Origin of the sequence: Streptomyces sp. NPDC060002, assembly GCF_042737245.1 — a bacterium.
In the GTDB taxonomy this organism is placed as follows: domain Bacteria; phylum Actinomycetota; class Actinomycetes; order Streptomycetales; family Streptomycetaceae; genus Streptomyces.
The window spans coordinates 13,705-28,550 of the sequence record NZ_JBHWUW010000042.1; the positions used below are offsets into that span (position 1 = coordinate 13,705).

A 14,846-nucleotide genomic window follows, 5' to 3' on the forward strand; every position below is an offset into this window, starting at 1 on the left:
GGGTCTCGGCGACGGCGTCCACATGCCCCCAGCCTCCCATTGCATGCGCAATGTATGGCTGAAAGTGCGCCGCATCACTGAAGTTCTGGACATAAGACGGCAAAACGTACGCCCGGTCAAGAGTGAACGACATGGACTCGACGACTGAACTACTCTGCGTGATTCAGGCGCTACGGAGGGGAGTGCGTCATGCCGTCGCGACGAGTGGTCACCGGGCGGAGCCAGGAACCGCGCCGCCGGTTCGCCGAGGAACTGCGGCTGCTGCGCAGCGCACGCGGGGAGAGCCTGCGCCAGGTCGGCGAGCGGTTGGGCTGGGACCCGTCCACCTTCGGCAAGATGGAAAGCGGGGAGTCGCTGGGCAGCCCCGAGATCGTCGAGGCGCTCGACCAGCACTACGGAACACCGGGGTTGCTGCTGACGCTGTGGGAACTGGCGTTGGGGGACAACAGCCAGTTCAAGGAGCGGTACCGGCAGTACATGGCCCGGGAGGCGGAGGCGCGCGCCCTCTGGCACTTCAGCGTCAGCCTGGTGCCAGGCCTGTTGCAAACGCCGTCCTACGCGAGCGAGGTCATCTCGCTGCATGGCTCCAGCAATGCGGAACTCGAGCAGCATGTAAATGCCCGGCTCGGACGGCAGAAGTTGCTGGAGTGTGACGACGCACCCCCGTTCCGCACCATCGTCTCCGAGGCAGTGCTGCGGACGCCTTTGCGCTGCGCGAAGGCGTGGCAGGAGCAGTTGGAGTGCCTCCTCGACGCTGCCGACCGCCCCAACATCACCGTGCAGGTGCTTCCGTTCGGCGCCGGTCTCCATGGGCTGGTCAGCACCAGCGTGATGTTCCTTCGGATGCCCGACGGAACCACTGTCGCCCACGCAGAAAACGCTCACAGAGGCGAACTCATCCAAGATTCCGCATCTGTTGAACTGCTCCTACAGCATTACGATGCGATGCGTGACCAGGCGCTTTCCCCGGCCGAGTCACGAAGGTTCATCATGCAGCTCTTGGAGGAATTGCCGTGCGAGCCCTCGACCTGAGCAACGCAACCTGGCGGAAGTCCAGCTACAGCAACCCGGACGCCGGCGAGTGCCTCGAAGTCTGCGACGACTTCCTGAGCACCGCGACCTGGCGCAAGTCCAGCTACAGCAACACCGACGGCGGTGAGTGCCTCGAAGTAGCCGACAACGTATCCGCCGCCCTCGTCCCCGTCCGCGACAGCAAGGACCCCTCCCGGGGAACCCTGGTCTTCGGGCAAGACACCTGGGCGGAGTTCATCCGCACCCTGTAACGCAGCTCTACATATGACGATCCCCGGGCGGCCGAAGCCTCCCGGGGATCGTCATATCTGCGGGACTAGATGAGGCCGAGCGCGCGGACCGCCTCGCGCTCCTCCGTCAGCTCCTGCACCGACGCGTCGATGCGGGCGCGGGAGAACTCGTTGATGTCCAGGCCCTGGACGATCTCGTACGAGCCGTCCTTGGTGGTGACCGGGAAGGAGGAGATCAGGCCCTCCGGGACGCCGTAGGAGCCGTCCGACGGGATGCCCATGGAGGCCCAGTCGCCGTCCGCCGTGCCGTTGACCCACGTGTGGACGTGGTCGATGGCCGCGTTGGCGGCGGAGGCGGCGGAGGACGCGCCACGCGCCTCGATGATGGCCGCGCCGCGCTTGGCGACGGTCGGGATGAAGTCCTCGGCCAGCCACTTCTCGTCGTTCACGGTCTCGGCGGCGTTCTTGCCGGCGATCGTGGCGTGGAAGATGTCCGGGTACTGGGTCGCGGAGTGGTTGCCCCAGATGGTCAGCCGCTTGATGTCGGCGACCGTCGAGCCCGTCTTCTTCGCGAGCTGGGTCAGCGCGCGGTTGTGGTCGAGGCGGGTCATCGCGGTGAAGCGCTCGGCCGGTACGTCCGGGGCGGCGGCCTGGGCGATCAGGGCGTTGGTGTTGGCCGGGTTGCCGACGACCAGGACCTTGATGTCGTCCGCGGCGTGGTCGTTGATGGCCTTGCCCTGCGGCTTGAAGATGCCGCCGTTGGCCTCGAGGAGGTCACCGCGCTCCATGCCCTTGGTGCGCGGACGGGCGCCGACGAGGAGGGCGACGTTGGCGCCGTCGAAGGCGACGTTCGGGTCGTCGCTGATGTCGATGCCCTGGAGCAGCGGGAACGCGCAGTCGTCGAGCTCCATGGCGGTGCCCTCGGCGGCCTTCAGGGCGGGGGTGATCTCCAGCAGGCGCAGCTTGACCGGCACGTCCGCGCCGAGCAGCTGGCCGGAGGCGATGCGGAAGAGCAGGGCGTAACCGATCTGGCCGGCCGCGCCGGTGACGGTGACGTTCACGGGAGTGCGGGTCATGGCGTTCTCCGTAGGACAGCTGTCGGTGGGGCGTCCCTGCCCCTGGTGGGACGTACAAATGATCGATCTCTTGGTATCAAGAGATCCAACCAGCGGTCAGGCTATCGCGCCTTCGGGATCCCGGGCGGCCGGGGTTGTGTGGCCCGTCCCACAGAGTGGACCCGGCCGTACAGGCGGGGCCACCTCGGCCACGGCCGGAGCGGCCCCGGCGGTGCGCGAAAGCGGCGGCCGCCGGTCCGGGAGAGGTGGAACCGAGCGGCCGCCGTGGTGGGGGGACCGGGTCGCGCCGGACTCCCGTGGGGGTACGGTTCGCGTGCCCGCGGCGGAGGCGGGTATTCCTGCCCGCTCCGAAGTTTTCGACCCGGGCGCCACCGACCCGGTCCACCTCACCCGTCCGGCCCACAGCCCGGCCCCGCGTCCGGCCCGGCCTCCCGCCCGGCGTCCGGTGCGGCATCGGGCCCTGGCGTCCGGCCTGAGCTCCCGTCCACCGTCCCGCCCGACGCCCCGTCCACCGTCCGGCCTGGCGTTTGGTCCGGCGTCCGGCCTGAGCTCCCGTCCACTGTCCCGCCCGGCGCCCCGTCCACCGTCCCGCCCGGCGCCCCGTCCACCGTCCGGCCTGGCGCCCCGTCCACCGTCCGGCCTGGCGTCCGGTCCGGCGTCCGGTCGTCTCAGGGGGTGCAGCCCTGCTGGCCCGAGGCCAGTACCGCGCACGCCGTCGCGTCCGCCGCGCTCTTCACCGCCACCATCGGGGTGTACGCGATCGTGTCCCCGGCCACCGTGATGGCCCCGGTCTGCCGCACCGAACCCACGGTCACCCGCACCTCGTCGCCCTGCGCGGCCTGGGTGATCCGGCCCCAGGCCGCCCCGCACGTCCTGCTGTAACGGATCTCGACCAGGGTCGTCCCGACCGTCGCGGACTTCGCCGTCGTCACGAGGTCGCCGCTGCACCCCATCTCCTCCGCGTCCCGGCCCGTGCAGTCGGAGCCGCCGCACAGCACCCCGGAGGGCAGCGCGGCGCTCGGCCCGGCCGAGGCGGACGGGGACGGGGTGGTGCCCACCGCCTGCTTCGGGTCCCCTCCGTCGGTCAGGAGGAACGCGCCCACGGCGACCGTCACCACCCCCACGACCCCCGCGAGGAACAGCGTCGTCCGCCGTGGGCCGGAACCGCCCGGGGTGCCGCCGGCCGAGCCGCGCGCGTCCCGCGTCGGCGGCATCGTCGGTGACCCGCCCGCCGGTCCCGCGATGCCCGGGGTCACCGCGATCCGGCCCACATCGTTCTCGCCACCGCTCTCGCGCACATCGGGCGGCGGACCGAACTCGCCCAGCGCGGCCCGCGCCTGGGCGATCCGGACGGCCTCCATGGTCCGGTCGTGCCGCATCTCCGAGCGGCTCCAGGCCCGCTCGGCCAGTTCCCACATGGTGGTCAGATGGATGGGCGGCGTGCCGGTGACCTCGGCCAACGCGACGATCGCGCCCTTGGGGGCGAGCAGCCGGCCGTTGAGATACCGCTCCCAGGACGTCTTGCTGTAGCCCGTACGGTCGGCCACCGCCGCGACGCTCAGTCCCGTACGGTCCACGACCCGCCGCAACTGCTCCACGAACTCCCGTACCTGCGGCTCGAGTTCATCGGGCAAAGCCCTCCAGCGAGGCATCGAACCCCCCTCCCTCCGCCAAGTCCCCCATTGGCCACGTCAGACCCGCTGACGAGACGGTTCGGGAGACATGCCCGAACCGTCAACGTATCGGCACGACAAGCGCACATCGGCACGACGAACGCGCATCAGCCGAAGACGACCGCTCCCCCGACCGCGGTGCACAGCAGGGCCAGCAGAAGCAGCGCCGCGTACAGCAGCAGGCGTCCGGGGGGCCGTGGCGAAGCCGCGCGAGCGGGCTCCTCCGGGCGGTCCCACCAGGGGACCGTCGGGTCGTCCCGGTACTCCCCGGCCGGACTCGCCTGCGCCGGCCGCGGCCAGGCCTCGACGGCCAGCTCCCAGCGCACGACGTGCCGTTCGGCGTCCGCGCCGACCAGACCCGCCACCCTGCACAGCGCGGCGACGGCCTGCCGGGGCGGCGGCTGGACGGCGTTGAGATAGCGCTGCCAGGAGGACTTGCTGTACGCGGTGCGCGCGCCGAGCGAGGCCAGACTGAGGCCCGTACCGTCCTTGAGCTGCCGCAACTGCTCCACGAAATGCCGTACCTCCGACGGCAGCCCGTCCGGCAGCGGCTGCCAGGCACCCATCCCGCCCCACCTTTCCTTCGATCCGTTGAGGGGACGACGCCGGACGGCCGGACGGTTCCCGGGGCGGCGGCGGCTGTGGCGGGGCGCGCGCACCGTGGCGGAACGGTCACCTCCGTGCCACAGCGTCCGGCCTGCTGTTGAACAGCCCGTTCGGGAGGGTGGAACGTGGAACGCGTCGGCGGCCCGTCCTCCTCGGGGGATGAGGACGGGCCGCCGTACCGCCGCGTTGCCTGCGTTCAGCTCAGCTGCTGACCGTGAAGTGCAGGGTGTCCTTCAGGAACGGGATCTGGAGCCACGGATTGGGCTGCGCCATCAGCGACAGCAGGACGATCGCGGTGCCCAGCACCGTGTACGTCACGATGTCGGTGAAGCGGGAGCGCACGGCGAGCATGCCGACGCCGGGCAGCGTCCAGCGCAGCACCGCGCCGACCAGCAGCCCGACGCCGATCAGGATCGTGCCGATCCGGAACACGTCGAGCGCGGTCACCAGCAGCCCGAGCGCGACGATGCCCAGGACGACGATGATCGGCCACTGCCGGGCGGCCAGCGCGTCGCCGGGCGCGGCCCGGCCGCCGCCCTCGGGGCGCGCGGTGTCCCGGGTGAACAGCGGGAAGCGGCGGGTGGTGCGGCGCGGTACGCCGTCGGCGTCGGGCGCGCTGATCGGGTCCCGCACCTCGATGTCGTCGATACCGCCGGCCCCGCCGGTGACGCCGGTGCCCTTGCTCTCCTCGGCGCTCTTGGTTCCGTCGGGGCCCTTGGTCTCGTCGGTGCTCTTGGTCTCGTCGATGTTCCCGGCGTTGCCGGTGTTTTTGTCAGGCGACACTGCGCTCCGCCGCCTCCACCACGTTGACGAGCAGCTGGGCACGGGTCATCGGACCGACGCCGCCGGGGTTCGGGGAGATCCAGCCGGCCACCTCACGGACGTCCGGGTGGACATCGCCCACGATCTTCCCCTCCGCGTTGCGGGAGACGCCGACGTCCAGGACGGCCGCTCCCGGCTTGACGTCCTCGGCCCGGATCAGGTGCGCGGAACCGGCGGCGGCGACGATGACGTCCGCCCGCTTCAGGTGCGCCGAGAGGTCCCGGGTGCCGGTGTGGCACTGGGTCACCGTCGCGTTCTCGCTGCGCCGCGTCAGCAGCAGCGGCATCGAGCGGCCGATGGTGACCCCGCGGCCGACGACCACGACCTCGGCGCCCTTGATCTCGACGCCGTACCGGCGCAGCAGCGTGAGCACGCCGTTGGGGGTGCAGGGCAGCGGGGCGGGCTCGCCCAGGACCAGCCGCCCGAGGTTCATCGGGTGCAGGCCGTCGGCGTCCTTGGCCGGGTCCATGAGTTCCAGGATCCGGTTCTCGTCGATGCCCTTGGGCAGCGGGAGCTGGACGATGTAGCCGGTGCAGGCGGGGTCGTCGTTCAGCTCACGGACGACCGCCTCGATCTCCTCCTGGGTGGCCGTGCCGGGCAGCTCGCGCTGGATGGAGGCGATGCCGACCTCGGCGCAGTCGCGGTGCTTGCCGGCGACGTACTTCTGGCTGCCGGGGTCGGTGCCGACGAGGATCGTGCCGAGTCCGGGCGTCACGCCCTTCTCCCTCAGCGCCGCCACCCGGGCGGTCAGATCGGACTTGATCGCGGCTGCGGTGGCCTTGCCATCGAGAATCTGGGCGGTCATGGACCCATCCTCCCGGATGACCGCCCCCCGGTTCCAATCCGGATCCACCCGGGCGTCGGCGAACCCGGCCGGCCACACCCCTCGACGGCTGCCGGGTGCCGTTTCGGCCATGATCGGGAAGGTTGCACTTGCACAAAGCCTGCGGAATGTGGCTGGACAGGAGCACACCTGTCCAAGAACGATGGGGCTCCGCAGTATGCGGTCGGTGTTGGGGGGCAAACCGCTCATCTGAAGATGTTCCTCCGCGCACTCCGCGTCGTCCCCGCTTGCGCAACGGAGGAAAAACCACCATGAGCTTCGGCCCGCCCAACGACCCCTACGGTCAGCCGCAGAACCCCCAGCAGGGGCAGCCCGGTTACGGCTACCCCCAGCAGGGCCAGCCCGGTTACGGCCAGCAGGCGCCGCAGGGCGTCCCCCCGCAGGGGTACGGCCAGCCGCAGCAGCCCGGCTACCCCCAGCAGCCCGGCTACCCGCAGCAGCCCGGTTATCCGCAGCAGGGTTACGGCTACCCGCAGCAGGGGCAGCAGGGCTACGGCTACCCGGGCGGACCGGGTCCGCGGGTCGCGTCGATGGGCCGACGGTTGGGCGCCCGCGCGATCGACGCCGTGGCTTTCGTGGTCATCTACATCGTCCTCGGGGTCATCGGCGTAGCAGGCTCCGTCAATGCCGCCAATGACTGCGACCCGAACGCCGCCGACTACAACACGTGCCTCAACAACGCCGGGTCCGACGTCGCCGCCAAGTTCGGCGCGGTGATCGGCGTCATCGCGATCGTGGGCCTGCTCTACGAGTGGCTGATGACCGGCCTGGTCGGCGGCACCCTCGGCAAGCTCGCTGTCGGCATCCGCGTGGTGAAGGTGGACACCGGCCAGAAGCCGGGCCTCGGCTCTTCGTTCATCCGCTGGATCATTCCGCTCGTCGGCAGCCTGGCCTGCGGCATCGGCCAGCTCCTGGTCTACCTGTCGCCGTTCTGGGACAAGTCGGGCCGCCAGCAGGGCTGGCACGACAAGGCCGCGAGCACGATGGTCATCCAGAACTGAACGGCAGCTTCGCGCCGAGCGGCGGATGAACGGACGACGGCCCCGGCCCCCTCCTGCAGGGGGCCGGGGCCGCTTCGCTGACCGCCCGGCCGGGCGGTCAGTGGAAGAAGTGGCGCGTCCCCGTGAAGTACATCGTCACGCCCGCCTTCTTCGCCGCCTCGACGACCAGCTCGTCACGGACCGAACCACCGGGCTGCACCACGGCCTTCACGCCCGCCTCGACCAGGACCTCCAGCCCGTCCGGGAAGGGGAAGAACGCGTCGGAGGCGGCGTACGAGCCGCGCGCCCGCTCCTCGCCGGCCCGCTCGACGGCCAGCTTCGCCGAGTCGACGCGGTTGACCTGCCCCATGCCGACGCCGACCGAGGCGCCGTCCTTGGCGAGCAGGATGGCGTTGGACTTGACGGCCCGGCAGGCCCGCCAGGCGAAGGCCAGCTCGGCGAGCTCGGACGCGCCGAGCGCCTCGCCGGTCGCCAGGGTCCAGTTGGCCGGGTCGTCGCCGTCGGCCTGGAGCCGGTCGGTGACCTGGAGCAGCGCGCCGCCGCCGACGGGCTTGAGCTCGACGGCGCCCGCGGGACCCTGCGGCGCCCTGAGCACCCGGATGTTCTTCTTCTTGGTGAGGGCCTCGAGCGCCCCCTCCTCGTAGTCGGGCGCGACGATGACCTCGGTGAAGATCTCGGCGACCTGCTCCGCCAGCTCCTTGCTGACCGGGCGGTTGACGGCGATGACGCCGCCGAAGGCCGACAGCGGGTCGCAGGCGTGCGCCTTGCGGTGCGCCTCGGCCACGTCCGCGCCGAAGGCGATCCCGCACGGGTTGGCGTGCTTGATGATCGCGACGGCCGGCTCGGCGTGGTCGTACGCGGCACGGTGCGCGGCGTCCGTGTCCGTGTAGTTGTTGTACGACATCTCCTTGCCGTGCAGCTGCTCGGCCTCGGCGAGACCGCCACCGCTGCCGTCCACGTAGAGCGCGGCGGGCTGGTGCGGGTTCTCGCCGTAGCGCAGGGTGCTCTTGCGCTCCCAGGTGGCGCCGAGGAAGTCGGGGAACCGCGACTCGTCCACGGGCGCGTAGCCGGACGCGAACCAGGAGGCCACGGCCACGTCGTAGGCGGCGGTGTGCTGGAAGGCCTCGGCGGCGAGCCGCTTGCGGGCGGCCAGGTCGAAGCCGCCGCCCTGCACGGCCGAGAGGACGTCGGCGTACCGCGCCGGGCTGGTGACCACGGCCACCGACGGGTGGTTCTTCGCGGCGGCGCGCACCATGGACGGCCCGCCGATGTCGATCTGCTCGACGCACTCGTCCTCGGAGGCGCCCGAGGCGACGGTCTCCCGGAACGGGTAGAGGTTGACGACGACGAGGTCGAACGGCGCGACGCCCAGCTCGTCCAGCTGCTGCCGGTGGCTGTCGAGTCGCAGGTCGGCGAGGATGCCGGCGTGGACCTTGGGGTGCAGGGTCTTGACCCGGCCGTCCAGGCACTCGGGGAAGCCGGTGAGCTCCTCGACCTTGGTGACGGGGACGCCGGCGGCGGCGATACGGGAGGCGGTGGACCCGGTGGAGACGAGCTCGACGCCGCCCTCGTGCAGCCCGCGCGCGAGCTCTTCCAGACCGGTCTTGTCGTAGACGCTGACGAGCGCGCGACGGATGCCCCGCTTGCTGCTCTCTGCCGTGACAGTGCTGTCGGCGGTCACTGGATAACTACCTTTCGTCCCTCAATGCGATAGCCGTTGCGGGCGAGCCGCCCCACGACCTCGACGAGCAGCCTTCGCTCGACTTCCTTGATGCGCTCGTGCAGAGCGCTCTCGTCGTCCTCGTTGCGGACCTCGACCACGCCCTGGGCGATGATCGGTCCGGTGTCGACGCCGTCGTCGACGAAGTGGACGGTGCAGCCGGTGACCCGGGCGCCGTACGCGAGCGCGTCCCGCACCCCGTGGGCCCCGGGAAAGCTGGGCAGCAGGGCCGGGTGCGTGTTGACGAACCGCCCCCCGAACCGCGCCAGGAATTCCTTCCCCACGATCTTCATGAACCCGGCGGAGACGACGAGGTCCGGCTCGTGGGCGGCCACCGCCTCGGCGAGCGCGGCGTCCCACTCCTCGCGGCTCCCGAAGTCCTTGACCTTCCGCACGAAGGTGGGGATCCCGGCGCGCTCGGCCCGGGCGAGCCCCTCGACGCCCTCCCGGTCGGCTCCGACGGCCACGATCTCGGCGCCGTAGGCATCGACGCCGGTGGCCGCGATGGCGTCGAGGAGAGCCTGGAGGTTCGTACCGGATCCGGAGACCAGCACGACGAGGCGCTTGGCCACGGGCTTGGCGGCCACGATGGGGGCCCTTTCTCGGGGAAGCGTTTGCACGGCCGGTTTATACATTCGTACGAATGCTTCGCGCCCCGGGATACGGGGAAGTCTACGAAGCGGCCGACCGTCAGCAACGATACCGGCACACCGGACGGCCCCCACGGGACGGGGGCTTGGCCGGAAGGTAGCGTCTGGGGCGAGCGGGCTCGGGAACGCGGTGGCGATGCGGTGCGTTCTGCAAGTGACGGCCCAGCTAGGCAGTACCAGCTCAAAACCGTTCGATACCAGCCAAAGCCGATCACTTGCCGATCACTAGGGGAAGACGCCCACTTGATGCCGGACCGCAGTCTGCGACTCCTCACGCTCCCCCCGCAGTCACGGCAGGGAGGGGAGCGCGGCGCCGTGCTGCTGCGAGAGCGCCCAGCTTCTCCCCCCGACGCCCCCTCGGGCGACAACACGCCCCCCGAGGACGACAACCCCTTCGCCCCGCCCCCCGAGGGCACCCCGGACCGGCCCTGGCAGCCCCGGCGCCCGGCCGGCGGCACCCCCGAGGACGGGCGCACCCCATGGGGCGGCCAGTGGAGCGGCCAGCAGCCCGGCCGCTCCCCCGGCGGCTTCGGCGAGCGCCCCGGCGGCGCCCCCGAGGGCGGCGGCCCCGGCACCGACCCCGCCAAGCGCTGGGACCCCACCGACCCCGCCCAGCGCCACGCGCGCTACGCCCTGCTCTGCGGTATGTGGGCCTTCTTCTTCGCGCTCTTCGGCTGGCCTTACGTGGCCCTGCTGCTCGGCGCGCTGGCCCTGAACTGGGGAATCAGCGCCCTGCGCGCCAAGCCCCGCACCCCCGACCCCGACGCCCCGCCCACCCCGGAGACCACCGGCCGCCCCCAGAAGACCGCCGCCGTCAGCGGCCTGGTCACCGCGTCCCTGGCCCTGGCCCTGGTCGCCGCGAGCTTCACCGCGCAGCTGGTCTACAGCGACTACTACACCTGCACGAAAGACGCCCTCACCAACGAGGCCAAGCAGTCCTGCGACGACCTGCTCCCCAAGGAACTGAAGAACCTCCTGGGCGCCAACGCGTGATCTCACCCCGCCCAGGGGTGTTTCTTCGGTGCTTCTTTCAGCCCGTCTGGGGGTGCCCTCTCCCAGGGAGCTTGAGGACGAGGCCGTCCAGGCCGAAAGGGGGTCTCTGGGGGCACAGCCCCCAGGGACGGGAAGGGCAGGGACGGCGGGGGCGGCGGGGGCGAAATCCCCTTTCCGGTCACCGCCCCGCACTCCCGTCGGCCCCCTCGTCCTCCCCCGCCTCCCGCAACGCAGCCCACCGAACCTCCCGGGCCGCATCCCCATGCCAGACCGGCTCCACGTAACCCACCGGGTCCCCGGGGTCCGGGGGGTCGATGGGTCGCGGGGGGCCGATCGGACGCGGGGGGTCGATGGGCCGCCGGGAGCCGATGGGGCCCAGGGGGGCGATGGGACCCAGGGGGCTGACAGGGCCCAAGGGGCTGACGGGGCCCGCCGGCTCGACAGGCACGGGCGCACCAGCCGGTACGGGCGGCACGGGCCGCACGGCCCACCCGGGCGCACCCGTCTCGCCGGCCGCCACAGCGCCGCCGCGCTCCACCGGCGAGAAGTCATACAGCTCGGACCCCGCCCCCGAGCCGGAGGCAGCAGCACCCCCCGCCCTCTTCCCCCAGCACAGCCACTCCCGCCCCAGCAGAGCCACCGGCACCCCCACCCCCACGGTCCACAGCACCACCGCACCCCCCACCTGCCACCACACCGGCCCGAACCGAGCCAACGCGGAAACCCCCAGCGGCCCGCCGGCCAACCCCGCGAGCCCTCCCATCAGCACCCCGCACAACACCCCCGCCAGCACCACGCCCCCGGCGGTCCGCCCGCGCGACCAAGCACCCCCGGCCCCCGCCGCCCGAGCCACGAACACCCCCACCGTCACTCCGGCGATCACCGGCACCACCCCGGCCGCCCAGTTCCACGGCGTCCCGCCCCCCGCCTCCGGCACCGCCGCCAGCAGCGGAAACGGCGGCAGCAACGGCGCCGGGTCGGAGGACAGCGGCGCGACCACATGTCCGGCGCCGAGGACGTACCCCGGCCCGAGGGCGTAGGCCGCCCCCCACACCGCCGCGTTCGGAACCAGCGCCACGCACAGCAGCAGCACCGCGAACCGCCCCGACCAGCCCTCCGTCAGCTGGAGGAACGCCTCACGGGCCGCGCCCAGGTGCCACACCGAGGACACCGCGACCAGCACCGCCCCGCCCCCGAAGAGCACCACCGCCCCGGCCCCCGCCGCCCGTCCGGCGACCCCGAGCCGCTCCCGCCCGTCCGTCTCGAGCAGCAGCCGCCGCAGACCGGGGGGCAGTACCAGCAGCGCACCGTCGACGGGCCCACGGGGGCGGCCGTGAGCCGACCACACCCCCGCCCCGGCGGCCAGCGCGGCTACCGCCGGGACACACACCCCCGTCCACGCCCACGAGGGCCGCAGCGCGCCGCCGGTGGCGGCGTAGCAGGCGACGCCCGCCCCGACGGCGAGGTAGCCGAGCACGACGCCCGCCCACGCCGCACGGGCGCTCACGAGCACCGCGCCCTCGTCGTCACCGCCGCCCCCGTCCACCGCGTCCCGCGCGGCGCGGCGCACCAGCCACACCGGCAGCGCGAGCAGCAGCAGCGGGGTGACACCCACCGGCGCGGTGACCCCGGACAGCGTGTCGACGCGGACCAGTTCCGCGCCGTGGGCCAGCAGCCACAGCGCGGCGGCGACATGCAGCGCGCCGTCCGGACCGCTGTCGGGGTACGGCGAGCTGATCCACAGCACCATCACGAGCACGGCGAACGAACCGAGCCCGAGGCCGGCCGCGAGCGCACCGCCCAGGAGGCCGGCGGCCAGCCCGGAAGTTCGGTCACGCATCCGGCCGAGCAGGGGCGACAACGACAGTCGGCGAGCGGTCATCTGGGTCACGCCCGTCATGCTCCCAACGACACGCGCTTTCCCGTCGTAACAGGCGAAGTTCCGTTGTGTCGCTCAATATACGTTTTATGTACATTTTCGCGCGAAGGGTTCCCCTGTGACACAGAGCCCTGCCCCACTCCCCCCGCCCCCACAGCGCCGACACCTGCGCGAGGCGGCCTCGCTGACGCAGGATCAGGTCGCCGAGCGGATGGGCGTCACCCGGGAGACGGTGCACGCGTGGGAGTCCGGCCGCACGACACCGCGCGGCCGCAGGCGGGAGGCGTACGCGAAACTGCTGGCATCGCTGACCAAGGCGGACATGGTGACGAACACCCAGGAGGCAGCGCCCCCACCCCAGGTGACGGTGCGCCTGAACCAGAAGCCGAACCCCGGCCGCGCGGTATCCGCACCCACCCCGACCCCGGCCACCCGCACCCCGGCCGTCCCCGTCTCCACCCCCACCCCCGTCTCCACTCACGGCCCGGCCGCGGTCTCCGTCCCCGTCCCCGTCCCCGAGACGGAACCCGAGACGAAATCCGCCCCCCTGACACCCGCTCAGGCCTTCGACGCCCTGTACGCCTTCTGCGCCCCCGCCCTCGTACGGCAGGCGTACCTGCTCTCCGGCCGCCGCGAACTCGCGCGCGAATCGGTCGAGCGGGCGTTCCAACTGGCCTGGCAGCGCTGGCCCGAGGTGGCGGTGGACCGCGACCCGGCGGGCTGGGTGCGGGCGACGGCGTACGAGTACGCGCTCTCCCCCTGGCACCGGTTCCGACCCCGCTACCGCCACCCGGAGCCGCCCCCGGCCGACGCCTCCGACCGCGCGCTCCTGGACGTCCTGCTGACCCTCCCCGCGCCCTACCGCCGCACGCTCCTCCTCTACGACGGCATCGGCCTCGACCTCCCGGAGACGGCGGCGGAGACGGAGGCGAGCACCCCCGCGGCGGCGAACCGGCTGCTGAACGCCCGTGAGGCGGTCGCCGCGCGGCTGCCCGAGCTGGCGAGCCCCGCCGCACTGCACCGGCGGCTGGCCGAGGTGGCGTCCGCCGAACGGCTGCGCGCGGCCGAGCCGGCCACCGTGCGGGTGGGCAGCGAACGGCGGGCCCGTTTCTGGACCAGGGCGGCGATCGCGTTCACCGTCGCGATCATCGGCGCGACCGCGCTGACCGTACGTACGGCCCCCACCCGGTACGAGCCCCCGGTTCCCCCCGGCGAGACGGTGCGGGGCATCCCCCCGCGGTCGGCCCCCGGCACGCTCTCACAAGCGGAACTGGACCTGCGAGCGAAGCTGAGGTCCGGGATCCTGCACGGCCCGCAACGGCTGATCCCCCTCGCCGAATGACCCGGCCCGGACCGGCCCCCGCGGACGGGAAACGCCGGTGGGCCCGCCCCCACAAGGGGAACGGGCCCACCGGCACCCGGCCTGGAACTCAGCCGGCCGCGAGGATCTCGCGGGCCAGCTTCGCCGTCTCGGTCGGCGTCTTGCCGACCTTGACGCCGGCGGCCTCGAGGGCCTCCTTCTTCGCCTGGGCGGTGCCGGAGGAACCGGAGACGATGGCGCCGGCGTGGCCCATGGTCTTGCCCTCGGGCGCGGTGAAGCCCGCGACGTAGCCGACCACCGGCTTCTTCACGTTGTCCTTGATGAAGGCCGCGGCCCGCTCCTCGGCGTCGCCGCCGATCTCACCGATCATGACGATCAGGTCGGTGTCGGGGTCGGCCTCGAACGCGGCGAGCGCGTCGATGTGCGTCGTACCGATGATCGGGTCGCCACCGATGCCGACGGCGGACGAGAAGCCGATGTCACGCAGCTCGTACATCATCTGGTAGGTCAGCGTGCCGGACTTCGAGACCAGACCGATGCGGCCCGGCTTCGTGATGTCGCCCGGGATGATGCCGGCGTTCGACTGGCCCGGGGTGATGAGACCAGGGCAGTTCGGGCCGATGATCCGGGTCTTGTCGCCCTTGGACCCGGCGTACGCGTAGAACGCGGCCGAGTCGTGGACGGCGATGCCCTCGGTGATGACGACGGCCAGCGGGATCTCCGCGTCGATCGCCTCGACGACGGCGGCCTTCGCGAAGGCCGGCGGCACGAAGAGGACGGACACGTTGGCGCCCGTCTTCTCGATCGCCTCGGCGACCGTGCCGAAGACCGGGATCTCGGTGCCGTCGATGTCGACGGAGGTGCCCGCCTTGCGCGGGTTCACGCCACCGACGATGTTGGAGCCGTCCGCCAGCATGAGCTTGGTGTGCTTCATGCCCGTGGCACCGGTCATGCCCTGGACGATGATCTTGCTGTCCTTGTTCAGGAAGATAGCCATGG

The 14,846-nt window shown here is 72.2% G+C and carries 14 protein-coding genes; 5 read left to right on the forward strand and 9 right to left on the reverse strand.

The features are described 5' to 3' along the window. The first annotated feature begins 189 nt into the window (after positions 1 to 189). Together ACFWBD_RS29715 and ACFWBD_RS29720 are read left to right on the forward strand one after the other, a co-directional pair. A complete protein-coding gene (locus ACFWBD_RS29715) occupies positions 190 to 1,032 on the forward strand; it encodes a helix-turn-helix domain-containing protein (RefSeq protein WP_385673268.1) in 843 nt (280 codons plus the stop codon). Next, positions 1,014 to 1,283 (forward strand): DUF397 domain-containing protein, encoded by a 270-nt coding sequence (locus ACFWBD_RS29720; RefSeq protein WP_385673271.1) that lies wholly within the window; start codon positions 1,014 to 1,016, stop codon positions 1,281 to 1,283. Before ACFWBD_RS29715 ends, ACFWBD_RS29720 begins: the two co-directional genes overlap by 19 nt. 65 nt (positions 1,284 to 1,348) lie before the next feature. On the opposite strand, the gene ACFWBD_RS29725 is transcribed toward ACFWBD_RS29720, so the two are convergent. The 5 genes from ACFWBD_RS29725 to ACFWBD_RS29745 form a co-directional block, all read right to left on the reverse strand. Further along, a complete protein-coding gene (locus tag ACFWBD_RS29725) occupies positions 1,349 to 2,338 on the reverse strand; it encodes a malate dehydrogenase (RefSeq protein WP_385673274.1) in 990 nt (329 codons plus the stop codon). 668 nt (positions 2,339 to 3,006) lie between these two features. Continuing rightward, positions 3,007 to 3,972 (reverse strand): helix-turn-helix domain-containing protein, encoded by a 966-nt coding sequence (locus ACFWBD_RS29730; RefSeq protein ID WP_385673277.1) that lies wholly within the window; start codon positions 3,970 to 3,972, stop codon positions 3,007 to 3,009. A gap of 146 nt (positions 3,973 to 4,118) precedes the next feature. Then, positions 4,119 to 4,577, reverse strand: coding sequence for a helix-turn-helix domain-containing protein (locus ACFWBD_RS29735; RefSeq protein WP_385673280.1), 459 nt, complete (start codon positions 4,575 to 4,577; stop codon positions 4,119 to 4,121). Between the two features lie 241 nt (positions 4,578 to 4,818). Then, complete coding sequence (locus ACFWBD_RS29740) at positions 4,819 to 5,400, reverse strand: DUF3017 domain-containing protein (RefSeq protein WP_385673283.1); 582 nt, start codon at positions 5,398 to 5,400, stop codon at positions 4,819 to 4,821. Next, positions 5,390 to 6,244, reverse strand: a complete 855-nt coding sequence (locus tag ACFWBD_RS29745; protein ID WP_385673286.1) for a bifunctional methylenetetrahydrofolate dehydrogenase/methenyltetrahydrofolate cyclohydrolase — start codon at positions 6,242 to 6,244, stop codon at positions 5,390 to 5,392. Before ACFWBD_RS29745 ends, ACFWBD_RS29740 begins: the two co-directional genes overlap by 11 nt. Positions 6,245 to 6,534: 290 nt before the next feature. Here ACFWBD_RS29745 and ACFWBD_RS29750 point away from each other — a divergent pair, with 290 nt between their 5' ends. Then, the gene (locus tag ACFWBD_RS29750; RefSeq protein ID WP_385673289.1) at positions 6,535 to 7,284 is read left to right on the forward strand and encodes an RDD family protein; all 750 of its coding nucleotides are present in this window, start codon (positions 6,535 to 6,537) and stop codon (positions 7,282 to 7,284) included. 97 nt (positions 7,285 to 7,381) lie between these two features. On the opposite strand, the gene purH is transcribed toward ACFWBD_RS29750, so the two are convergent. Together purH and purN are read right to left on the reverse strand one after the other, a co-directional pair. Beyond that, the gene (purH, locus tag ACFWBD_RS29755) at positions 7,382 to 8,965 is read right to left on the reverse strand and encodes a bifunctional phosphoribosylaminoimidazolecarboxamide formyltransferase/IMP cyclohydrolase (protein ID WP_385673291.1); all 1,584 of its coding nucleotides are present in this window, start codon (positions 8,963 to 8,965) and stop codon (positions 7,382 to 7,384) included. Beyond that, entirely contained in the window at positions 8,962 to 9,591 is a 630-nt protein-coding gene (gene purN, locus ACFWBD_RS29760; RefSeq protein WP_385673293.1) for a phosphoribosylglycinamide formyltransferase, read from the reverse strand. Before purN ends, purH begins: the two co-directional genes overlap by 4 nt. Positions 9,592 to 9,900: 309 nt before the next feature. Here purN and ACFWBD_RS29765 point away from each other — a divergent pair, with 309 nt between their 5' ends. Further along, positions 9,901 to 10,647, forward strand: a complete 747-nt coding sequence (locus ACFWBD_RS29765) for a hypothetical protein (RefSeq protein ID WP_385673295.1) — start codon at positions 9,901 to 9,903, stop codon at positions 10,645 to 10,647. A 178-nt stretch (positions 10,648 to 10,825) separates the two neighbouring features. On the opposite strand, the gene ACFWBD_RS29770 is transcribed toward ACFWBD_RS29765, so the two are convergent. Next, the gene (locus tag ACFWBD_RS29770) at positions 10,826 to 12,547 is read right to left on the reverse strand and encodes a DUF6350 family protein (protein ID WP_385673297.1); all 1,722 of its coding nucleotides are present in this window, start codon (positions 12,545 to 12,547) and stop codon (positions 10,826 to 10,828) included. A gap of 97 nt (positions 12,548 to 12,644) precedes the next feature. Here ACFWBD_RS29770 and ACFWBD_RS29775 point away from each other — a divergent pair, with 97 nt between their 5' ends. Further along, positions 12,645 to 13,868, forward strand: coding sequence for a helix-turn-helix domain-containing protein (locus tag ACFWBD_RS29775; RefSeq protein ID WP_385673299.1), 1,224 nt, complete (start codon positions 12,645 to 12,647; stop codon positions 13,866 to 13,868). Between the two features lie 88 nt (positions 13,869 to 13,956). Here ACFWBD_RS29775 and sucD read toward each other — a convergent pair whose 3' ends face one another. Then, positions 13,957 to 14,844, reverse strand: coding sequence for a succinate--CoA ligase subunit alpha (gene sucD / locus ACFWBD_RS29780; protein ID WP_328480150.1), 888 nt, complete (start codon positions 14,842 to 14,844; stop codon positions 13,957 to 13,959). Positions 14,845 to 14,846: the final 2 nt, after the last annotated feature.